The following is a 20,537-nucleotide window of genomic DNA, read 5'->3' as shown; positions in this document are numbered from 1 at the left end:
GTTTGCGACTTGGTAAGTCAGGCGCCCATCAGCGCAAAGTCGGCAAGTACGTGTTCCAGCGTGGTTTCGATGTCGTGCAAATAAGCCTTGAGTTGGGTCATCTCGGGCACCTTCGAATGCGTCTTGCTGCGGGGGACTCGTCGGCGTTCGGTCATGCGCGCCTCGGGAGACGTCGGTTTCGAACGCGTGTTGCTAGATTAATTATTTATATTAAAACGGTCGAATTAATCGTTTTTATATATGTCATAGGCAAAAACAATACGCCGCGGCACAAGGCGGCGGCGTATTGATTGGCGGCGGGTAGGGCGAGCGGGGCGAGCGCCGCCCTGGGTCCGATCAGTTGGATGTGGCGGGAAGATCGAGCGGGATCACGCCCGGCAAGTCGCACTTCGCGATGGCCTGTGCGACTGCCTCGATGGCCGGCAGCCGCGTGAAGCTCTTGCGCCACGCCAGCACCACACGGCGATCGGGCACCGGCGCCGAGAACGGCACGTAACTCAGCAGGCTGTCCGGCGATTGCGTCTCCGGCACCGACGTCTTCGGCAACACGGTAATGCCGACGCCACTGGCGACCATGTGGCGAATCGTCTCCAGCGACGAACCCTCGAACGTCTTCTGAATACCGTCGGCATTCTGCGAGAAGCGCATCAACTCGGGACACACCCCGAGCACATGATCGCGGAAGCAATGACCGCTGCCGAGCAGCAGCATCGTTTCCTGCTTGAGATCGCCGGCGTCGATTTGCGTTCTGCCGGCCCACGCATGCGAGCGCGGCATCGCCACGACAAACGGTTCGTCGTACAGCGGACGCACCATCAAACCGCTTTCCGGGAACGGCAACGCCATGATGGCTGCGTCGATCTCGCCCTGCTTGAGCAACTCGATGAGCTTGAGCGTGTAATTCTCCTGGAGCATCAGCGGCATCTGCGGCGTGGTCTCGATCATTTGCTTGACGAGCGCCGGCAGCAGATACGGTCCGATCGTGTAGATGACGCCGAGACGCAGCGGCCCCGCGAGCGGATCGCGTCCCTGTTTGGCGATTTCCTTGATGGCGATGGTCTGTTCGAGCACGCGCTGCGCCTGCGCCACGATCTGCTCGCCAAGCGGCGTTACGCTCACCTCGGCCGCGCCGCGCTCGAAAATCTGTACGTTCAGCTCGTCTTCGAGCTTCTTGATGGCCACCGAGAGCGTCGGCTGGCTGACGAAACACGCTTCCGCCGCCCGACCGAAATGGCGTTCACGCGCCACCGCCACGATGTACTTGAGTTCCGTGAGGGTCATGTCGTCCTAACCTGTGTAAATTAATCGAACAACCGCAATCGATAGATTTTGTTTTTTATAGCACAATCGGGCGGCCAATGCCCGTTTTCACCGATTTCGGGCGACGCTCCCTGCGTCACGTGCCTCCCCTTTTGCCGCAACGCCACCGCGTCAGCCCGGTTTGTTGACGGCGCTCCACGCCCCACTCCCTACGTCCTGCTGTGCCGCCGCCGGTCCGACGCACGGTCGGCGCGTGCTCAAGCCTTCAGATAGTCTTCCCTCGCGCCGAGCCAGCGCTCAAGATGCGCCGCGACCGCCCCCGGATGCGACCTCAGCAATTGCTCGGCCGCTTCCTGCGCCCCCGGGATCAGCCAGGCGTCTTCGTTCAGATCGACGAAGCGCAGCATAGCCGCCCCCGACTGACGCGCGCCAAGAAACTCGCCGGGGCCCCGAATTTCCAGATCGCGCCGGGCGATGACGAAACCGTCCGTCGTCTCGCGCATGGTCTGCAAACGCGCCTTCGCGCCCATCGACAGCGGCGACGCATACATCAGCAGGCAAACCGATTCCGCGGAGCCGCGACCGACGCGTCCGCGCAGCTGATGCAACTGCGCCAGACCGAAGCGCTCGGCATGTTCGATGACCATCAGCGACGCGTTGGGCACATCGACGCCGACTTCGATCACCGTCGTCGCCACCAGCAGGTGTGTGTCGCCGCGCGTGAAGTCCTCCATCACGGCCGCCTTCTCGGCGGGCGAAAGACGCCCGTGCACGAGCCCGACGCGCAACTCCGGCAATGCCGCCACCAGTTGTGCATGCGTGTCGACGGCGGTCTGCAATTGCAGCGCCTCGCTCTCCTCGATCAACGGGCACACCCAATACACCTGACGACCGGCGAGCGCCGCCGCACGCACGCGGTCGATCACCTCGGGCCGCCGTGTATCGCTGACCAGCTTCGTCACGACAGGGCTGCGGCCCGGCGGCAATTCGTCGATGACCGAGACGTCGAGGTCGGCGTAGTACGTCATGGCGAGCGTGCGCGGAATCGGCGTCGCGCTCATCATCAACTGATGCGGCATGGCATTCGGCCCCATGCCGGCCGTCTGCATCTTGCTGCGCAACGCGAGGCGCTGCGCCACGCCGAAGCGATGCTGCTCGTCGACGACGGCCATGCCCAGACGCGCGAACGTCACCGTATCCTGAATAATGGCGTGCGTGCCGATGACCAGTTGCGCCTCGCCACTGGCCACGCGGGCGAGCGCCTCGCGCTTTTCCTTGGCTTTCATGCTGCCCGCGAGCCAAGCGACCTCCACGCCCAGCGGCGTGAGCCACGCCGAGAGTTTGCGCAGATGCTGCTCGGCGAGGATTTCCGTCGGCGCCATGATGGCGGCCTGGAAACCGGCGTCGATGGCTTGCGCTGCCGCCAACGCTGCGATGATCGTCTTGCCGCTGCCGACATCGCCCTGCAACAGCCGCTGCATCGGATGCGCCTCGGCCAGATCGGCCCGAATCTCGGCCCACACGCGCTGCTGCGCGCCCGTCAGACGGAACGGCAACGTGGCTTCGAAACGATCGAGCAGACCGCCCGGCACCTGCTGGCCGAGTGCGGGCGCGCGCAAACGGCGACGCGCCGCCTGCGCCCGCTTGAGCGACAACTGCTGCGCGAGCAACTCTTCGCATTTGATGCGTAACCACGCCGGATGCGAGCGCTCCATGAGCGCCGCCTCCGAGACATCGGGCGGCGGCGCGTGCAGCAGGCGGACGGCATCGGCAAGCGCGGGCAGCGGATGATCGGGGCCAATGGCCGCTTGCAACACGCCTGACGGCAACAACTCGGGCAGCGGCGTGCGGTCCATTGCATTGTGGATCGCCTTGCGCAGATAGGCCTGCGACAGACCTGCGGCGCTCGGATACACCGGTGTGAGCGACTCGGGAAGCGGCGCAGCCGCGTCCTGGACCACGCGATAGGCCGGGTGCACCATCTCCAGACCGAAGAAGCCGCCACGCACTTCGCCGCGAACACGCACGCGAGTGCCGATGGCAAGCTGCTTTTGCTGACTGCCGTAGAAATTCAGAAACCGCAGCACCAGTTCGTGGCCTTCGTCGGCGATGCGCACCACCCACTGGCGTCGCGGACGATAGGCGACGTCGCTCGCCGTCACCACGCCCTCGACCTGCGCCAGTTCGCTCGGCAGCACCTCGCCGATCTTGCGCAGCGTGGTCTCGTCTTCGTAGCGCATCGGCAGATGCAGGATCAGGTCGATGTCGCGCTTGAGGCCCAGTTTGGCGAGTTTGTCTGCGCTGCCCGCAGCTTTCTTCGCAGCAGGCTTGTCGTCTTTTTCCTTGTTGGTGGCCTTGGTGGCCTTGGTGGCCTTGGTGGCCTTGGTGGCCTTGGTGGCCTTGGTGGCCTTGGCGGTCGTGCCCGGTTTTTCAGACGTTACGGACTTAACAGACGGTTCGGGCGCACCTGCCCCTCCGCCTGCCGCGTCGGTATCCGCGCTTGCGCGCGCGGCGCTACGTTTTTCGCGCTTCGCGGCGGGACGGGAGGCGGTGTCCGCCTGCGGACTTGCGGCACGGGCAAGCTCCACGAGGTCGGCGGGGGCGTCGTCAGGCGCGGTGGCGGGCATTCTGCGTTCGGTCATGCAGTCGCAAGTCGGGGCGTCGGAAGCGTTCTTTCTCGGTTCGCCGGCAAGACAGTCGACGGCGCGCGGTCGGTAGCGCACACACCGAACCGGCTGGCTTTCGGGCGAACCAAGTAAAATGTCGGTTTCAGGGTCTGGACAGACCTTAGCATTGTAAACGCTGATGTATACCCTTTCCGATTTCGATTTCGACCTGCCGCCCGAACTGATCGCGCAGACCGCGCTCACGGAGCGCACCGCCAGCCGCCTGCTGGAGGTCGACGGCAGCGTCACGCCGCCTCACCTGTACGACCGCCGCTTTGCCGATTTGCCCGGACTGCTCGCGCCGGGCGATCTGCTCGTATTCAACGACACACGTGTCATCAAGGCACGGCTGTTCGGCCATAAGGCCAGCGGCGGCAAGATCGAAGTGCTCGTGGAGCGTGTGATCGACGAGCGCACTGCGCTCGCCCAGATCCGCGCCAGCAAGAGCCCCGGACCCGGCACGTCGCTGCGCCTGGTCGATGCCTTCGACGTGACCGTGGGCGAACGCGTCGACCAGTTCTACACGCTGCACTTCCCGCAGGATTGCTACACGCTGCTGGAAACGTATGGACGCCTGCCGTTGCCGCCGTATATCGAGCACGATGCCGACGCAGCGGACGAGACCCGCTACCAGACCGTCTACGCCCGCAATCCGGGTGCTGTCGCGGCCCCGACGGCCGGCCTGCATTTCGACGACGGCCTCTTCGCCAGGCTCGATGCACTCGGCGTGCAACGCGCCACGCTTACGCTGCACGTGGGCGCGGGTACCTTCCAGCCGGTGCGAGTGGACAATATCGGCGAGCACAAGATGCACTCGGAATGGTATGAAATCACGCCGGCGCTGGTCGACGCCATCGCCGCCACCCGCGCACGCGGCGGGCGGGTGATCGCCGTGGGCACGACGTCGATGCGCGCACTGGAATCGGCCGCACAGGCGGCGCTGGCCGCCGGCGGCGCACCGGGCACGCTGCGTGCCGGCAGCGCCGAGACGGACATCTTCATCACGCCGGGCTATCGCTTCCAACTGGTCGATCGAATGATCACCAACTTCCATTTGCCCAAATCGACGCTGCTCATGCTTGTGTCCGCGTTTTCGGGCATGGACACGATTCGCGCGGCTTATCGTCACGCCATCGAACAGCGCTATCGCTTCTTCAGCTATGGCGACGCGATGATCCTCTCGCGCGTGGAAATTCAGGACGCGCCGAAGGCCGCCGCCTGAATCCGTACGGCCGTAGGATCCACGGCCGTACGAGCAAGTACAATAGCGCCTTGGCCGCGCATGGGGCGCGGACCGCTTTTATGACGTCCCGTGCGGGCGCTGGCTTGTTTTGCCGGTGGTGCCGGGGCGCACGACTCATGCTCAAGTTCGAACTCATCACTACCGACGGGCAGGCCCGCCGGGGGCGCGTCACGCTCAATCACGGCGTGGTCGAGACACCCATCTTCATGCCCGTGGGCACCTACGGCTCGGTCAAGGCGATGTCGCCGGCCGAACTGGTCGAGAACAACGCCCAGATCATCCTCGGCAACACCTTCCACCTGTGGCTGCGCCCCGGTCTGGAGACGATCGCCGCGCATGGCGGCCTGCATCGCTTCATGGGCTGGGATCGTCCGATTCTCACGGACTCGGGCGGTTTTCAGGTGTTCAGCCTCGGCGATCTGCGCAAGATCAGCGAAGAAGGCGTGAAATTCGCGTCGCCGGTGAACGGCGACCGTCTCTTTCTCTCGCCGGAAATCTCGATGCAGATCCAGCGCGTGCTCAACTCCGACATCGTCATGCAGTTCGACGAGTGCACGCCTTACGAAATCGACGGCCGCCCCGCCACGGAAGTGGAGGCCGGGCAGTCCATGCGCATGTCGCTGCGCTGGGCCAAGCGCTCCATCGACGAATTCAACCGTCTCGAAAACCCGAATGCGCTGTTCGGGATCGTTCAAGGCGGCATGTACGAACATTTGCGCGACGAGTCGCTCGCCGGGCTGTCGGCGCTGGACTTCCACGGTTATGCCATCGGCGGGCTGTCGGTCGGCGAACCGAAAGAAGACATGATGCGCGTGCTGGCGCACGTGGCGCCGCGTCTGCCCGCGAACAAGCCGCACTACCTGATGGGCGTGGGCACGCCGGAGGATCTGGTCGCGGGCGTGGCCGCCGGCGTCGACATGTTCGACTGCGTGATGCCCACGCGAAATGCGCGCAATGGCTGGCTGTTCACGCGTTTCGGCGATCTGAAGATCCGCAATGCGTCGCACAAGAGCGACACGCGTCCGCTGGACGAAACTTGCGGCTGTTACACCTGTCGAAACTTTTCGCGCGCCTATCTGCACCACTTGCAGCGAGCCGGGGAGATTCTGGGCGCGCGGCTCAACACCATCCACAACCTGCATTACTATCTCACGCTGATGCAGGAAATCCGGGATGCCATCGAAGCGCACCAGTTCGACGCGTTCGTCGCCAGGTTCAAGGCCGATCGCGCGCGCGGCGTGCAGTGACGGCCGGGGCCCGACGACGGTCGAATCGGGTACCGAATCCCCCGGGAACGGGGTCGGGCAGTGGTAAAATGCCGGGCTTGGATGCTGCATCCTCGCACCGAAACACACGCCGCGCGTGTCCGGAAGGCCGGCACACGCGGCTTTTACACGTCTTACATAAGGAGAACCGAACGTGCTGATTTCCGAAGCCTACGCTCAGACGGCTGGCGCCGCCAGCCCGACCAGCAGCCTGATGAGCTTCCTGCCGCTCGTGCTGATGTTCGTGGTGCTGTACTTCATCATGATCCGTCCGCAGATGAAGCGTCAGAAAGAGACCCGCAACATGCTGGCCGCGCTCACCAAGGGCGACGAAGTCGTGACCTCGGGCGGCCTGGCCGGTCGCATCTCGAAGGTCGGCGAGACCTTCGTGACCATTGAAATCGCCGACAACGTCGAAATCAATGTGCAGAAGGGCGCAATCACCACGTTGCTGCCGAAGGGCACCATCAAGGCGCTCTGATCCTGCGCACAACCGCCCGCGGCCGCCCTTACCGGCGGCCGCAGTGCATGGCGGCACCGGTCTACGCGCCGGCGCCACCTTGCAAGACGGTCTGAAGCACGGTTTGCCACGAGGCATCACCCTAGCCCGCCGCTATGAATCGCTATCCTCTCTGGAAATACATCGTCATTCTGGTGGCTCTTGCCATCGGGGTGCTCTACACGCTGCCGAACCTGTTCGGTGAAACGCCGGCGGTACAGATTTCCAGCGTCAAGGCGACCGTCAAGGTCGATCCCTCGACGCTTTCGCGCGCAGAAGACGCGCTCAAGGCACAGAACATCGCCTACAACGGCGCGGTGTTCGACAGCACGGGCAACAACCCGAGCGTGCGGATCCGCTTCTCGGATACCGACACGCAACTGCGCGCCAAAGATCTTCTCCAATCGACGCTGAACACCGACGCGACCGACCCGACCTTCGTCGTGGCGCTCAACCTGCTCTCGGCCTCGCCGGAATGGCTCACCAGAATCCACGCGCTGCCGATGTACCTCGGCCTCGACCTGCGTGGCGGTGTGCACTTCCTGCTGCAAGTCGACATGGCCGGTGCGATCACCAAGCGTCTGGACGCGGCGGCCGCCGACGCCCGCACGCTGCTGCGTGACAAGAACATCCGTCACAACGGCGTGACGCGTACGGACAACGGCATCGAAGCGGCCTTCAGCACGCAGGCGGATGCCGAGCGCGCCCGCGGCGCCCTGACCGACGGCCTGCCCGACCTCGCCTACACCACGCAAGCCGGCCCGAACGGCACGTTCAAGGTCGTGGGCGCTTTCACCGAAGCGGCCCGTCGCGCGGTGCAGGACAACGCCGTCAAGCAGAATATCGTTACGTTGCATAACCGCGTGAACGAACTCGGCGTGGCCGAACCGGTGATTCAGCAAGAAGGCCCGGACCGCATCGTCGTGCAGTTGCCCGGCGTGCAGGACACCGCCAAGGCCAAGGACATCATCGGACGCACGGCGACGCTCGAAGCGCGTCTGGCCGATCCGGACGCACCGCGTCTGATCACGGCAGACACGCCGGTCCCGCCGCAGGACGAACTGTTCCTGCACGGCAACGGCGCACCGGTCATGCTCAAGCGTCAGGTGATCTTCAGCGGCGACCGCATCACGAGCGCCTCGGCAGGTTTCGACGATCACCAGCAGCCGTCGGTCAACATCAAGCTCGACGCCGCAGGTGGCCGAGTGCTGCGCGACGTCTCGCGCGACAACATCGGCAAGCCGATGGCCATCGTGCTGTTCGAGAAGGGCAAGGGCGAAGTGCTGACGGTGGCGAACATTCGCAGCGAACTCGGCCAGAGCTTCCAGATCACCGGTATGGGCTCGGCGCAGGGCGCCAACGATCTCGCACTGCTGCTGCGCGCCGGTTCGCTCGCCGCACCGATGGAAATCATCGAAGAGCGCACCATCGGCCCGAGCCTCGGCGCCGATAACGTGCAAAAGGGTGTCGATTCGGTGCTGTACGGCCTGATCGCCATCGCCGTGTTCATGATGGCGTACTACATGCTGTTCGGCGTGTTCTCGGTCATCGCCCTGCTGTTCAACCTGCTGCTGCTCGTGGCCGTGCTCTCGATGATGCAGGCGACGCTCACGCTGCCGGGTATCGCCGCTATCGCGCTCACGCTCGGTATGGCCATCGACGCGAACGTGCTGATCAACGAGCGTATCCGCGAAGAACTGCGCGCGGGGGCGTCGGCCCAGAAAGCGATTTCGCTGGGCTTCGAACATGCATGGGCGACGATTCTGGACTCGAACGTGACCACGCTCATCGCCGGTCTGGCGCTGCTGGCCTTCGGTTCGGGCCCGGTGCGCGCGTTTGCCGTGGTGCACTGCCTGGGTATCCTGACCTCGATGTTCTCCGCCGTGTTCTTCTCGCGCGGTTTGGTCAACCTGTGGTACGGCGGCCGTCGCAAGCTGAAGTCGCTGGCGATCGGTCAGGTCTGGCGCCCGGACGGTGCGACGAACGCACCCGACGCAGGCGAGCAATAAGCGCAGGCGCGAGAGGAAACAGTCATGGAATTTTTCCGCATCAAGAAAGACGTGCCGTTCATGCGGCACGCCCTCATCTTCAACGTTGTCTCCGCACTCACCTTCGTGGCGGCGGTGTTCTTCCTGCTCACGCGGGGTCTGCACCTGTCGATCGAGTTCACCGGCGGGACCGTCATGGAAGTGGCCTACACGCAGGCGGCCGACCTCGAGAAGATTCGTGGCGAAGTCGGCAAACTGGGATATCGCGACGTGCAGGTGCAGAGCTTCGGCACTTCGCGCGACGTCATGATCCGTCTGCCGATCCAGAACGGTCCGGACGGCAAGCAGGTCACCAGCGCGCAGCAAAGCGACGCCGTGATGACCGCGCTCAAGGCCGACGCCCCCGACGTCTCGCTGCGTCGCGTGGAATTCGTCGGACCGCAGATTGGCCATGAACTCTTCACCGACGGTCTGCTGGCGCTGACCTTCGTGGTCGTGGGCATCATCATCTATCTGTCGTTCCGCTTCGAATGGAAGTTCGCCGTGGCCGGCGTGATCGCCAACTTGCACGACGTGGTGATCATTCTCGGCTTCTTCGCCTACTTCCAGTGGGAGTTCTCGCTGGCGGTGCTGGCCGGGGTACTGGCGGTGCTGGGCTACTCGGTGAACGAATCGGTCGTTATCTTCGACCGGATTCGCGAGACGTTCCGCAAGATGCGCAAGGCGACGGTGCAGGAAGTCATCGACCACGCCATCACGACGACGATGTCGCGGACCATCATCACCCACGCCAGTACGGAAATGATGGTGCTGTCGATGTTCTTCTTCGGCGGCCAGACGCTGCACTACTTCGCACTCGCGCTGACCGTGGGTATTCTGTTCGGTATCTACTCGTCGGTGTTCGTGGCGGCGGCGCTCGCGATGTGGTTCGGCGTCAAGCGTGAAGACCTCATCAAGCACAGCAACAAGGACGGTGAAGAAGGTGTCGATCGCAACGACCCGAACTTCGGCGCGCGTGTCTGACGTACGTTGCGCTCGATGTACGTGTTTGAGGTAAGTTTCAACGCGTCGTCTGAAAAAGCCGCCGGCATGCCCGGCGGTTTTTTTTCGTCCGGCGCGCGAGGCTCGCGCTCTCGGAAATCTCCGGCGTCATCGTGAAGACGATGCAGGCGGCGCAGCGAGCGCCGCCTTGCCGCCCCGTTGCATCTCGCTGTACCAATCCGCCAGGGCCAGCGACGCGTTCGCATCGAGGGCCTGTTGTCCGAGCAGCCCGGGATCGCCCCCTTCCGCGTGCATGTAGGTTACGCCGCTGCGCAAGTCCCGTGCGCCTGCCGTCGAAAACAGATACCGCTGTTGCGCCACGGCATAGCGTCGCGTTGGTGGCACGGGTCCGAACAACGGCTCGCCGAACCCGACGTAGGGCGTGTCGGAAAGGGCGAGGGTGTACAACGTCGGAAAAATATCGCGATGACCGACGAAGTCGTCGAGTCGCAAACGCGCGGCGGGGGTATAGCGCGGTGGCACTCGCAGATAGATCGGCACGTGATATTGCTCGAAAGGCGACAGTGACGCGTTGTCCTGATTGCGCCATTGCGGCGCGCGGTGATCGCCCGTCGCGGCGAGAATCGTGTGCGAACTCATCGGCGAATACTTCAGGCGATCGATGAAGTCACCCAGCGCGTCCATCGCGTACCGGTAGGCGCGCACACCGCGCTGACGCGCCTCGCGCTCGGCTTCGCTCGCCGGGGAAGCGCGCCATCCCTTCGTGAGATCGAACGGGCCCGTGGCCGCATCGCCCGGGACGTTGAAAGGCCAGTGATTGCTCATCGTCAGCGCGAAGACGAACAACGGCTGCCCTTTGGCGTCGGCGTCTTCCAGCATGTCGTGCACGTACCGCCAGAGATAGCCGTCGTACACGCCGTAGCTTCCCGTGTCGGCCTGCGGATATCGCGCGACGATTTCCGCTTGCGTGACGACATCGTCGAACCCTTGACGGCGCATCACCCGGTCGATGTTGCGCCACGTGCGGGCGCCGCCATACACGAATACGGTGCGGTATCCCCGCTGCTGAAACGGCCTTGCGGCGGCGGCATCGAACGCGACCGGTTTGTCGCCGTTCGTCAGCAGCAATGCCGGGCTGCCGCTGTTGATGAGCAAATGCTCGATCGCAGAGAACGTATCGGCGCGCGCGGCCACGGCGTGCCGGAACCACCACCCGGCTTCGAGATGCCTGCGCATCGCGCCCGCGATGGGAAAGCCGTCGGCATCGAGCGACAGGCCATAGCCGCCCCACCCTTCGATGAGGCCGAACACCACGTGCGGCGGATGGGCGGCGAGCCTCTCGCTCAGGGGCGTGCGATGCCATGGCGCGCGCAGCAGCGTAGTGTTCGGATCTTCGTCCGGCGTCGCCCCCTTCGATAGATCCAGTGCGCCCTCACTCGCCAAAGCCTTGACGAGCGCCGCCGCGTCGGCAAACCCATGGGAGCGCAACGCCTCGCGCGCGGCCTGCTGGGGCGACGTCTTCCCGGACGCCACCGCCGAAGCCCGCATCAGGGCGAGCGTCAGGCGCACGGGCGTGTTGACCAGCAGATCGTCCAACATCGGCTCGCGCGCCACGCTGATCCCCTCCCGGTCGACCAGACGCGCCGCCGGGCGCCCCCATCCCACGACCAGCAGCGTCGAGACGACGAGCACCTGCACCACGGCGTCACGCCACGTCGCCCCACGCTCGGGAACCAACGCCCACCGAAACGTGCACCAGGCTTGTACCGCACCGAGGCACGCGGCACTCGTCAACGCCATGCCGACGGGGAGAAAGTGCGTTGCGGCATCCGACGCGATGGCCACGTCGTCATCGAAGACGCTGAAGAGCTTCGGACCGAACGGCTCACCGAAGTACCTCAGGTAATAGTGCTCGGCCAAGGCCAGCGTGTTCGCGACGACGAACCACGCCACGACGCCTGCCACGAACGCGGTACGGACCACCGTCGTCGACGCGAACCGCGCCCGCAGGATAGCCAGCGGCAGCAGCTACACGACCATCCCCCAGCTCACGAGCAACATGTCGTAACGCAAGCCGTACCAAAGCCATTTGCCCCACTCATGGACATTGGTCTGCGCCCACGCGCCCGGCGCGAGCGTCGCCACCCCGAACAGGCGAATCAGCAGATTGCCCGCCCACGTCGTCAGCATGACACTCACGCTCAGACGCAATAGGCAGGGCAGACGATGAACGGTTTGCGAAGCGGGTGCCGTGACCGGGCTGTCGGCGGGAAGAGAAGTCATGAGCGGGCGGCCGCCTGTGCGCACACACGCGGGACGGGCATGGAGAATGTCCGCCAGCCTGACAGCGAACGCACGACGCCAGACGTGGGAAATCACTCAACCTGCATACTTACCCCAAACGTGCAGGCGTCACGGGCTTACGGTAATCTCGCGGAATTCGCTATTTACGAAATTTCACGCCAATGAAGCCGATTCGTATCTGGGACCTGCCCACCCGTTTGTTCCACTGGTCGTTCGTCGTGCTGGCGGTCGCCGCGTACCTGACGGCCAAAACCGGTGGCAACGCGATGATTTACCACTTCTGGTGCGGCTACGCGGTGCTCGCGTTACTGATCTTCCGTCTGATCTGGGGGATTACCGGCCCGCGTTATGCGCGTTTCTCGGCATTCGTCACCGGCCCGCGCACGTTCTTGCGCGCATGGCGCGATACGCGCGACGGGGCAGGCACAGAGGCTCGCTTCGCGGGGCACACGCCGCTCGGTGGCCTGTCGGTCGTCGCCATGCTGCTGTTCTTCGGCATTCAGGTCGGACTGGGCCTGTTCTCGAACGACGACATCTTCAACGACGGACCGCTCGTCAAGTTCGTCGACAAAGACACGAGCGATTGGCTCACCGGCTGGCATCTTCGCAATCAATGGGTGCTGATCGCGCTCGTGGCGCTGCATGTGCTGGCGATCGTGTACTACCGCATCGCGCGCAAGAAGGACCTGATCAAGCCGATGATTCTCGGGGACAAGACGCTCGCCGCACCGGTGCAACCGGCGCGTGACGACTGGCGCGTGCGGGTGGGCGCGCTCGTCCTGATCGTGCTGGCGTCGGCGCTGGTGTATCGCATCGTGAACCTGACGCCGGCCGTTGCGGCATTGCCGTCGTATTGACCGCTCGCCGACATCGCACAAAAAAAGCCGGTCGCGTGAAAACGACCGGCTTTTTCATGGGAACGTCGGGACAGTCAGCGTCGCTTACTTTGCGCGGAAGTTGTCGTGGCAGCTCTTGCAAGTCTGCGCGGCTTCGCCGAACGCCGTCTTGATCGACGCGAGGTCGCCGCCCTTGGCCACGGTGTTGAGCTTCGCCACGGCCGTTTCCATTTTGTCCGCAGCCTCCTTGAACTTCGCCTTGTCGGAGAAGGCTTCCGGCTTCGCCTTGCTCTTGCCGTTCGTCTGCCCGCCGTCGAAGGCCGGCCACGGCAGCTTCGAGAGCGTAGCGACAAGCTCGGCGTTCTTGGCCACGTCGTCCTTGTTGAACGGGGCATCGCCCTTCACGACAGCGCCGATACGGCCAAAATGGTTACCCAGGAGGAAAAGGGCCGACTGACGATACTCCACGGCGTCGTCGGCTTTGGCGAACTGCGCTTGCGCGGCGGCGGGCACAACGGTAGCAGCGGCGAGCGCTGCGACTGCGAGAGCGAACTTCATTTGTGGGATTCTCCTTATGGTTTGTGCGGCTATGATACACACCAACTTGCGTACCCGTATGACACAGTTGTCATAAGATCAGAAGCGGATCAGAAGCGGATCAGAAGCGAGTCAAAGCGGACCGGATACCGCCCATAGGGGCCACATAAGGGGACGTAGTGAGCCGTAGGGGGACGAAAGACGACGAGGAAAAGCGGGGATGAAGGGTACAGCGGAGTGCGAAGCGGGATGGCCCGATGCAAAACGGGCCGCAAATGCGGCCCGCTTCGTTACAACGCATACGGCGTGAGGCGCCGCTTATACAAACTTATACACGCTTAAACACGCTTAAACACCCTTAGACGCGCTTGGCGAGCGACTCGGCGATGCCCACGTAGTTGGCCGGGGTCATTTCCAGCAGACGCGCCTTGGCGTCTTCCGGAATCGCCAGTTGCTTGATGAAGATTTGCAGCGCCTCGCGGGTAATGCCCTTGCCGCGCGTGAGCTCCTTGAGCTGCTCGTACGGGTTCGGCACACCGAAGCGGCGCATCACCGTCTGCACCGGCTCGGCCAGCACTTCCCATGTGTTGTCGAGGTCTTCGTCCAGACGTTGCGGGTTCACTTCCAGCTTGCCCAGACCGCGCAGGCAGGAATCGTAGGCGAGCAGGCTGTAGCCGAACGCCACGCCGATATTACGCAGCACGGTCGAGTCGGTCAGGTCACGCTGCCAGCGCGACACCGGCAGTTTGTCGGCCAGATGACGCAACACGGCGTTGGCCAGGCCGAGGTTGCCCTCCGAGTTTTCGAAGTCGATCGGGTTGACCTTGTGCGGCATGGTCGACGAACCGATTTCGCCCGCCTTCGTCTTCTGCTTGAAGTAGCCGACCGAAATGTAACCCCAGATGTCACGATTCAGATCCAGCAGAATCGTGTTGGCGCGCGCCACGGCGTCGAACAGTTCGGCCATGTAGTCGTGCGGTTCGATCTGGATCGTGTACGGGTTGAACGTCAGGCCCAGACGCTGTTCGATGACCGTCTTCGAGAACGTCTCCCAGTCGTATTCCGGGTAAGCCGACAGGTGCGCGTTGTAGTTGCCGACGGCGCCGTTCATCTTCGCGAGCAGTTCGACACGGCGAATGCGTTCGAGCGCACGTGCCAGACGCACCGCCACGTTGGCGATTTCCTTGCCGAGCGTGGTCGGCGAGGCGGGTTGGCCGTGCGTGCGCGAGAGCATCGGCTGAGCGGCGTGTTCACGCGCGAGTTCGCTCAGCCGGGTCACGAGCGATTCGAGCGCCGGCACGATCACCTCGTCGCGCGCGCCCTTGAGCATCATGCCGTGCGACGTATTGTTGATGTCTTCCGAGGTGCAGGCGAAGTGAATGAATTCGCTCGCTTTTTCCAGTTCGGCCTGCCCCTGCACCTTCTCTTTGAGCCAATACTCGACCGCCTTCACGTCGTGGTTCGTGACTTTCTCGATATCCTTGATGCGCTGCGCATCGGCGTTCGAGAAGTTGGCGGCCAGATTCAGCAGGAACGTCTCCGCTGCCCCCGAGAACGGGGCGATCTCGGCAAAACCGGCCTTGGACAGGGCGATCAGCCAATGGATTTCGACCTTCACGCGATTGCGCATGAAGGCCGCTTCGGACAGCCACGGACGCAGGGCGTCGGTCTTGCTGGCGTAACGGCCGTCGAGCGGGGAAAGCGCGGTCAATGGGGAGAATTCGTCGGACATGGCACTGGGCACCGAAAAAGAAAACCGGGGGAGCCGGCGATGCGCCAACTCGGAAAGGCCAGTATTTTACCATTCCCCGGCCCCGACCATCCCGCACGTTATACTCTCCCCCGCGCTAAAGCGATTTATCAAGGATTCACATGAAGTTGATCGGTGCCCTCGCCAGTCCCTACGTTCGAAAAGTCCGCATCGTGCTGGCTGAGAAAAAGCTCGACTACAAGCTCGAGCTGGAGAACGTCTGGGCCGACGACACCCGCATCCAGGCGTCGAACCCGATCGGCAAGGTGCCGTGTCTGGTCATGGAAGACGGCGAGGCCGTATTCGATTCCCGGGTGATCTGCGAGTACCTCGACACGCTCTCTCCCGTCGGCAAGCTGATCCCGCCGTCAGGCCGGGAGCGCGCTGAAGTGCGCTGCTGGGAAGCCCTTGCGGATGGCGTGACGGATGCCGCCGTGCAGATTCGCGTCGAGTGCATGTTCCACAACGAAGCCTCGCGTTCGCAGAAGTTCATCGACCGCCAGTTGAGCAAGATTCGCGAAAGCGTGCTGGCGATGGCGCGCGGGCTCGACGACCGTCAGTGGTGCGCGAGCAATCGCCTGACGCTGGCCGACGTGGCCGTCGTCTGCTCGCTGGGCTACCTCGATTTCCGCTTTCCGGAGATCGACTGGCGCGACGCCTATCCGAACCTCGCCCGTCACTTCGAGCGCATGTCCGCACGCGCCTCGGTCGCCGATACGGTCCCGACGGACGCGGCTCCCGCCCCGACACCGACGCCTGCCCTCTGATTACCCTGGAAGTTACCCGGGAAATTACCCGGGAAGCGTGGACGCCCCGGCGTCCCGCCCGGCTGGCCGAAGCGCCGCACCGGTCGTCCGGCCGCGACCGCTCGACGGCATGACAACCGCCGGCCGGTCGCGGTCGCGCATCGCCTTCCCAACGCGCGGCGCGCCGCCCGCATCCGGGCTGCGTGTAATCAACTCCCCCAGTCCTCGCAAAAGGCGCCACGCGCGGGCGGACTTTGCCCTCTCATCGGTCTCACTGGACGTTTCGACGTCGTCGGCCTTGCGGGCACGGCTCGCGGCGGCCGCCCCACCCACGCCACCGGCCACGTAAGTGCCGTCCTCGCGCGCAGACGAGACGAGCGCGGCCGCGGCAGGCGGCATACCGACGGCGGTGGCGGCAGACGCGGGGGCCGAGGCCGAGGCCGACGTCAGCGCAATCGCACCGGGCGCCACGCCCCCCCTCGAACTCGTCTCCGTACCGATCCTCGCGCCATCGTCATCGCCGGCGGCGCTCACGGCGTTCACAGCGTTCACGGTGCTAACGGTGCCAACGGCGCTGACCGTGCCGGACACCCCCGCTTCCCGCTGACGCCGCAAACGCGTATAGCCCGCCATGACCCTGCGCACGTATTTCTGCGTCTCCGGGAACGGCGGCACCTGACGTCCATAACGCAATACGGCCCCCTCGCCAGCGTTGTAAGCCGCGAGCGCAAGGCTCACATCTCCGTCGAATCGCGAAAGCAGCCAGCGCACGTAAGCTGCCCCAGCACGCAAATTTTCGGCGGGATCTTCGAGACGCCGCACGCCGAACCGCTGGCCGGTGCGAGGCAGCACCTGCATCAACCCGATGGCCCCGCGCTCCGACACCGCTTGCGGGTCGTATCCCGACTCGGTGTCGATAATCGCGTGGAGCAAGGCCGCGTCCACCGATGTCGCGTGGGCGGCTCGGCGGACCAGCGCATCGAAGGGGAGCTTCTCCGGGAACGGGGGCGATACGGCCGGGGCGGTACCGAAAGAAGCAGAAGACGCCTGCGAAGCGGACTGCGATGCCATCGATCTCGGCGTCGATGCCTGTGTCGATGCCTGTGTCGATGCCGCTATCGGCACGTCTGTCGCGGCGACGATCGGTGCATCCGTCGGCACTGCCCCCGGCGATCTTGCCGACGCAATACCGACCGGCTTCTCGACCGCCGGATCACGCAGCGGCGACACCAGTCGCCGGGCGGCCTCTCACGGATCGCCAGGCGGCGTACCCTGCGACGCCGCGGAAGCCGTATCGAAGGGGATATCGCCGCGCCGGGCCGCCGCGTGGTCCACCGGAGCGTTGGCCACCGGCACGGCGATCTGCGCATCGGCTACCCGCGGGTGATGCGGCAGCAGCCCCCGGTCTGCGGCCTTCGTAGGAAGCCCGCTCAGCATCAGCGCACCCGACATGAGAACGACCGCACGCCAGACGCGACGGGACAGCAAGTGATGTCGCGTGCTCATGCGGTATCTCCCGGCGCCGGTCTTTCGGCGGAACTCACGTCGGTCGTCGTCCCGACCTCGTAAGGAAGATCGAGCGCCAACCGCAGGATCGCGGCCACCGCATCAAACAGATCGGGGGGAATCGGCGCGTCGATCTCGACGTCATCCATCAAGCGCCGCGCGACCGGCACATGCTCGACCACGGGCACACCTTCTCGCTCGGCGATGCGCACAATCGTGCGTGCGCGCTCATTACGGCCCTTCTCGATGACGAGCGGCACCGCCGTCTCGCCGGGAACGTAACGCAGACAAATGGCGAGCCGCGTCGGGTTGCGCACGACCGCCGTGGAGCGTTTGACGTTATGGGATAGGCTGCCGCTCTCGATCGTCTCCCGATGAATGTCGCGCCGCTTGTTCTTGATCTCGCGGTTGCCCTCGACCTCCTTCGACTCGCGCTTGATTTCGTCGTGAGACATCATCAGTTGCTTGCGCAACTGGTACTTCTGATACGCGAAATCGAGTCCCCCGAACACCACGTAGGCCACCACCAGCACGGCCATCAACCAGAACAGCAACCGAACCGTCAGCGCCAGTCCGCACGCCGGCCCGCACTGCGGCAGCACCGCCAGCGACGGCGTGTACTGCCGGATCAGATAGAAGAACACCACGCCCAGCACGGCGACCTTGATCAACGATTTGCCGAACTCGAAAAGCGACTGCATCGAAAACAACTGCTTCGCCTTGGCGACGGGATCGATACGCTCGTACTTGGGACGCACGGCCTCGGGCGCGACCAGCGCCCCCACTTGCAACACCATCGCCAGCCATGTCGTCACGATCAGCAGGACCGCCAGTCCGCCCGCGAAACGAACGAAAATCAGTAGCGACGGGCCGAGCATGCCCTGCACCGCTTCGTCGACCGGGTCGCGCAACACGAGCAGCATGCGCGAGACGAGCGCCTGGAGTGCGTCGTAAAGCGCCGGCCCCTCGAACGTCAGCCAGGCCAGAACCGCGCCGAGTTGCATGCAGACGGCGAGGTCGACGCTCTTCGCAACGCGTCCCTTTTTGCGTGCGTCTTCGATCTTCTTGGGCGTCGGCGGGAGGTTTTTTTCGCTCATGCTTGCCTCACAGCGCCGGCAGTGCCAGCGCAGACCACGCGCGGAACACGTCGGGCAGGCGATACCAGTGCGCAAGCGGCACCGCGATGGCAAACGGCAGACTGGCGACGGTCACGAGCAGGGCCATAGCGCTCTTGACCGGCATGGCGAGAAAGAACACGTTGAGTTGCTGTGCGGCGCGGTTCACGAAGCCCATCGACATATCGACGAGCACCATCACGACCATCGCCGGCAGCGCCACCGCCACGCACATGACCTGCATTGCCTGCCAGAGCGACAACAGCCACGCCTGCGTGGCGTCTTCCCAATGCCACGCGCTGCCCACCGGCAATGCGAGGTAGGAGTCGTAGAGCGCCGTGAGCACCGCGTGCGCCGCCGGCGTCACGAAGAACAGCACACAGAGCATTTGGGTAAGCGCGATGCCGAAGATCGACGACTGAGCCCCCATGAGCGGATTGAGCACGCTCGCCATCGACGCCCCGCGCATCGTGTCGATGACGTACCCCGTCATGTCGACGGCCCAGAACGGTAAGGTCGCCACGAATCCGAGCAACCCGCCGATACACAGCTCACGCAGGATCAGCGCGGCCCAAGCCCCCCATTGCGCCGGCATTTCCAGGGTGGCGTGCACCAGCGAGACAACCGGCAACGCCAGCGCCAGCACGAGGGCATTGCGTAACATGCCGGCGCCGAGCATGCCGATGGACAGCACCGGCAGCAGCATCGCGATGCCCAGCGGGCGCAACATCGCCACGCCCCACGCGAGCAGCCAACCGAACAGGTCGGCCCACAACGGAGCGAGCAAAGTGCCGGAAGACATGAGCATCGTCGTCACCCCATGCGGCTGATTTGCGAGAACGCATTGCCCGCGTAATTGAGCAACACGTGCCCCATCCAGGCGTAAGTCGCGGCCAGCGTGACCGAGACGGCGATGAGCTTGATGAGGAACTGCACGGTCTGGTCCTGCACTTGCGTCAACGCCTGCACCAGCGAGACGAGCACCCCCACGGCAGAGGCGACCACGACGGTCGGCAAGGACATCAGCAACGTGAGCCAGAGCATTTCGCTCGTGAGATTGACGACGATGGCTTCACTCATCGGCAAGCGCCCCCGTCGTCATGCGTACGACAGCATCAACTGCCGCACGAGTTGTTCCCAGCCGTTCATCATCACGAAGATGAGCAGCTTGAACGGCAGCGCGATGGTCATGGGCGAGACCATCATCATTCCCATCGCAAGCAGGATGTTCGAAATGACGAGATCGATCACCACGAAAGGCAGATACAGCAATAAGCCGATTTTGAAAGCCTCGGCCAACTGACTCAGCGCGAACGCCGGCATCAGCACGAGGAGGGAGTCGGCGCCGAGCCGGCCGTGATGGGCTTGCGGCCAGGTCTCGTTGCCGATGCCGGCAAAGAAATCCCGCTGCCGGGCATCGGTGTGACGCGTGAGGAATTTTCGGTACGGGCTGAGCACAGAGGCATCAACGTCCGCCACGAAACTTTTGGACGACAGGGAGACCGGACGCGCACCGAGGTTCTCCTCGATGTCGAACGCGACCGGCGCCATGATGAAACAGGTAAGCACGAGCGACAGGCCGTAAATCGCGATGTTGGGCGGAATCTGTTGCGTGCCGAGCGCGTTGCGCAGCAATGCGAACACCACCGCCAGTTTGAGAAACGCAGTCCCCAACACCACCAGCAACGGCATGATCGAGAGCAGCGAAAGCAGTACGACGAGCTGCACCGGATGGTCGAGCAGGGACATACGAACTCCAATGGACATCGCCGCTCACCGGGCGCGAGCGCCCGTGAGGTGCGACAAGAGAGGCTGCAATG

The 20,537-nt window shown here is 64.2% G+C and carries 20 protein-coding genes; 7 read left to right on the top strand and 13 right to left on the bottom strand.

The window, feature by feature from the left end; genetic code table 11:
- Window positions 1–17: 17 nt before the first annotated feature.
- The 3 genes from PAN31108_RS26505 to recG form a co-directional block, all read right to left on the bottom strand.
- Complete coding sequence (locus PAN31108_RS26505; RefSeq protein WP_174995113.1) at window positions 18–155, bottom strand: hypothetical protein; 138 nt, start codon at window positions 153–155, stop codon at window positions 18–20.
- A gap of 181 nt (window positions 156–336) precedes the next feature.
- A complete protein-coding gene (locus PAN31108_RS22865) occupies window positions 337–1,281 on the bottom strand; it encodes a LysR substrate-binding domain-containing protein (RefSeq protein ID WP_150671060.1) in 945 nt (314 codons plus the stop codon).
- A gap of 236 nt (window positions 1,282–1,517) precedes the next feature.
- Window positions 1,518–3,902, bottom strand: a complete 2,385-nt coding sequence (recG, locus tag PAN31108_RS22860; RefSeq protein ID WP_150671059.1) for an ATP-dependent DNA helicase RecG — start codon at window positions 3,900–3,902, stop codon at window positions 1,518–1,520.
- Window positions 3,903–4,065: 163 nt separating this feature from the next.
- Here recG and queA point away from each other — a divergent pair, with 163 nt between their 5' ends.
- From queA to secF, 5 genes are all read left to right on the top strand, one after another.
- Window positions 4,066–5,148: a tRNA preQ1(34) S-adenosylmethionine ribosyltransferase-isomerase QueA gene (queA, locus tag PAN31108_RS22855; RefSeq protein WP_150671058.1), complete on the top strand. Its 1,083-nt coding sequence runs from the start codon at window positions 4,066–4,068 to the stop codon at window positions 5,146–5,148.
- Between the two features lie 137 nt (window positions 5,149–5,285).
- A complete protein-coding gene (tgt, locus tag PAN31108_RS22850) occupies window positions 5,286–6,416 on the top strand; it encodes a tRNA guanosine(34) transglycosylase Tgt (protein ID WP_150671057.1) in 1,131 nt (376 codons plus the stop codon).
- Between the two features lie 232 nt (window positions 6,417–6,648).
- Entirely contained in the window at window positions 6,649–6,915 is a 267-nt protein-coding gene (yajC, locus tag PAN31108_RS22845; protein WP_246184105.1) for a preprotein translocase subunit YajC, read from the top strand.
- A 134-nt stretch (window positions 6,916–7,049) separates the two neighbouring features.
- Complete coding sequence (gene secD / locus PAN31108_RS22840) at window positions 7,050–8,942, top strand: protein translocase subunit SecD (protein ID WP_150671055.1); 1,893 nt, start codon at window positions 7,050–7,052, stop codon at window positions 8,940–8,942.
- A gap of 24 nt (window positions 8,943–8,966) precedes the next feature.
- Entirely contained in the window at window positions 8,967–9,944 is a 978-nt protein-coding gene (secF, locus tag PAN31108_RS22835; RefSeq protein ID WP_150671054.1) for a protein translocase subunit SecF, read from the top strand.
- A 126-nt stretch (window positions 9,945–10,070) separates the two neighbouring features.
- On the opposite strand, the gene PAN31108_RS22830 is transcribed toward secF, so the two are convergent.
- Window positions 10,071–11,906: an LTA synthase family protein gene (locus PAN31108_RS22830; protein WP_150671053.1), complete on the bottom strand. Its 1,836-nt coding sequence runs from the start codon at window positions 11,904–11,906 to the stop codon at window positions 10,071–10,073.
- A 45-nt stretch (window positions 11,907–11,951) separates the two neighbouring features.
- The gene (locus PAN31108_RS22825) at window positions 11,952–12,206 is read right to left on the bottom strand and encodes a hypothetical protein (RefSeq protein WP_150671052.1); all 255 of its coding nucleotides are present in this window, start codon (window positions 12,204–12,206) and stop codon (window positions 11,952–11,954) included.
- Between the two features lie 182 nt (window positions 12,207–12,388).
- Here PAN31108_RS22825 and PAN31108_RS22820 point away from each other — a divergent pair, with 182 nt between their 5' ends.
- The gene (locus PAN31108_RS22820) at window positions 12,389–13,084 is read left to right on the top strand and encodes a cytochrome b/b6 domain-containing protein (protein ID WP_246184102.1); all 696 of its coding nucleotides are present in this window, start codon (window positions 12,389–12,391) and stop codon (window positions 13,082–13,084) included.
- An 84-nt stretch (window positions 13,085–13,168) separates the two neighbouring features.
- Here PAN31108_RS22820 and PAN31108_RS22815 read toward each other — a convergent pair whose 3' ends face one another.
- A complete protein-coding gene (locus tag PAN31108_RS22815; RefSeq protein ID WP_150671051.1) occupies window positions 13,169–13,621 on the bottom strand; it encodes a c-type cytochrome in 453 nt (150 codons plus the stop codon).
- Between the two features lie 337 nt (window positions 13,622–13,958).
- Entirely contained in the window at window positions 13,959–15,332 is a 1,374-nt protein-coding gene (gene purB / locus PAN31108_RS22810; RefSeq protein WP_150671050.1) for an adenylosuccinate lyase, read from the bottom strand.
- Between the two features lie 140 nt (window positions 15,333–15,472).
- On the opposite strand from purB, the gene PAN31108_RS22805 reads away from it, so the two are divergent.
- Window positions 15,473–16,117, top strand: a complete 645-nt coding sequence (locus PAN31108_RS22805; RefSeq protein ID WP_150671049.1) for a glutathione S-transferase family protein — start codon at window positions 15,473–15,475, stop codon at window positions 16,115–16,117.
- Window positions 16,118–16,141: 24 nt separating this feature from the next.
- Here PAN31108_RS22805 and PAN31108_RS26875 read toward each other — a convergent pair whose 3' ends face one another.
- From PAN31108_RS26875 to sctR, 6 genes are all read right to left on the bottom strand, one after another.
- Complete coding sequence (locus PAN31108_RS26875; RefSeq protein ID WP_246184101.1) at window positions 16,142–17,167, bottom strand: lytic transglycosylase domain-containing protein; 1,026 nt, start codon at window positions 17,165–17,167, stop codon at window positions 16,142–16,144.
- A 177-nt stretch (window positions 17,168–17,344) separates the two neighbouring features.
- The gene (locus tag PAN31108_RS22795; protein ID WP_150671048.1) at window positions 17,345–17,602 is read right to left on the bottom strand and encodes a hypothetical protein; all 258 of its coding nucleotides are present in this window, start codon (window positions 17,600–17,602) and stop codon (window positions 17,345–17,347) included.
- A complete protein-coding gene (locus PAN31108_RS22790; protein ID WP_150671047.1) occupies window positions 17,599–18,699 on the bottom strand; it encodes an EscU/YscU/HrcU family type III secretion system export apparatus switch protein in 1,101 nt (366 codons plus the stop codon). The genes PAN31108_RS22795 and PAN31108_RS22790 overlap by 4 nt, the downstream gene beginning before the upstream one ends.
- 7 nt (window positions 18,700–18,706) lie before the next feature.
- Window positions 18,707–19,519: a type III secretion system export apparatus subunit SctT gene (gene sctT / locus PAN31108_RS22785; RefSeq protein ID WP_246184100.1), complete on the bottom strand. Its 813-nt coding sequence runs from the start codon at window positions 19,517–19,519 to the stop codon at window positions 18,707–18,709.
- Window positions 19,520–19,530: 11 nt separating this feature from the next.
- Window positions 19,531–19,797 (bottom strand): type III secretion system export apparatus subunit SctS, encoded by a 267-nt coding sequence (sctS, locus tag PAN31108_RS22780; RefSeq protein WP_150671045.1) that lies wholly within the window; start codon window positions 19,795–19,797, stop codon window positions 19,531–19,533.
- An 18-nt stretch (window positions 19,798–19,815) separates the two neighbouring features.
- Window positions 19,816–20,466, bottom strand: coding sequence for a type III secretion system export apparatus subunit SctR (gene sctR, locus PAN31108_RS22775; RefSeq protein ID WP_150671044.1), 651 nt, complete (start codon window positions 20,464–20,466; stop codon window positions 19,816–19,818).
- Between the last annotated feature and the right edge of the window lie 71 nt (window positions 20,467–20,537).

Source organism: Pandoraea anhela, from assembly GCF_902459655.1.
Lineage (GTDB): Bacteria > Pseudomonadota > Gammaproteobacteria > Burkholderiales > Burkholderiaceae > Pandoraea > Pandoraea anhela.
Note: the sequence above shows the minus strand (reverse complement) of the source record. Positions and strands in the feature narration are given on the sequence as shown.

Bases quoted from the DNA above. Each gene is read 5' to 3' on its own strand.
- PAN31108_RS26875 (WP_246184101.1), bottom strand. From the start codon at position 17,167: ATGGCATCGCAGTCCGCTTCGCAGGCGTCTTCTGCTTCTTTCGGTACC.
- PAN31108_RS22825 (WP_150671052.1), bottom strand. From the start codon at position 12,206: ATGACTTCTCTTCCCGCCGACAGCCCGGTCACGGCACCCGCTTCGCAA.
- yajC (WP_246184105.1), top strand. From the start codon at position 6,649: ATGAGCTTCCTGCCGCTCGTGCTGATGTTCGTGGTGCTGTACTTCATC.
- sctS (WP_150671045.1), bottom strand. From the start codon at position 19,797: ATGAGTGAAGCCATCGTCGTCAATCTCACGAGCGAAATGCTCTGGCTC.
- sctT (WP_246184100.1), bottom strand. From the start codon at position 19,519: ATGTCTTCCGGCACTTTGCTCGCTCCGTTGTGGGCCGACCTGTTCGGT.
- secF (WP_150671054.1), top strand. From the start codon at position 8,967: ATGGAATTTTTCCGCATCAAGAAAGACGTGCCGTTCATGCGGCACGCC.
- PAN31108_RS22795 (WP_150671048.1), bottom strand. From the start codon at position 17,602: ATGAGCACGCGACATCACTTGCTGTCCCGTCGCGTCTGGCGTGCGGTC.
- tgt (WP_150671057.1), top strand. From the start codon at position 5,286: ATGCTCAAGTTCGAACTCATCACTACCGACGGGCAGGCCCGCCGGGGG.
- recG (WP_150671059.1), bottom strand. From the start codon at position 3,902: ATGACCGAACGCAGAATGCCCGCCACCGCGCCTGACGACGCCCCCGCC.
- sctR (WP_150671044.1), bottom strand. From the start codon at position 20,466: ATGTCCCTGCTCGACCATCCGGTGCAGCTCGTCGTACTGCTTTCGCTG.
- PAN31108_RS22790 (WP_150671047.1), bottom strand. From the start codon at position 18,699: ATGAGCGAAAAAAACCTCCCGCCGACGCCCAAGAAGATCGAAGACGCA.
- PAN31108_RS22815 (WP_150671051.1), bottom strand. From the start codon at position 13,621: ATGAAGTTCGCTCTCGCAGTCGCAGCGCTCGCCGCTGCTACCGTTGTG.
- PAN31108_RS22805 (WP_150671049.1), top strand. From the start codon at position 15,473: ATGAAGTTGATCGGTGCCCTCGCCAGTCCCTACGTTCGAAAAGTCCGC.
- PAN31108_RS22865 (WP_150671060.1), bottom strand. From the start codon at position 1,281: ATGACCCTCACGGAACTCAAGTACATCGTGGCGGTGGCGCGTGAACGC.
- purB (WP_150671050.1), bottom strand. From the start codon at position 15,332: ATGTCCGACGAATTCTCCCCATTGACCGCGCTTTCCCCGCTCGACGGC.
- secD (WP_150671055.1), top strand. From the start codon at position 7,050: ATGAATCGCTATCCTCTCTGGAAATACATCGTCATTCTGGTGGCTCTT.
- queA (WP_150671058.1), top strand. From the start codon at position 4,066: ATGTATACCCTTTCCGATTTCGATTTCGACCTGCCGCCCGAACTGATC.
- PAN31108_RS26505 (WP_174995113.1), bottom strand. From the start codon at position 155: ATGACCGAACGCCGACGAGTCCCCCGCAGCAAGACGCATTCGAAGGTG.
- PAN31108_RS22820 (WP_246184102.1), top strand. From the start codon at position 12,389: ATGAAGCCGATTCGTATCTGGGACCTGCCCACCCGTTTGTTCCACTGG.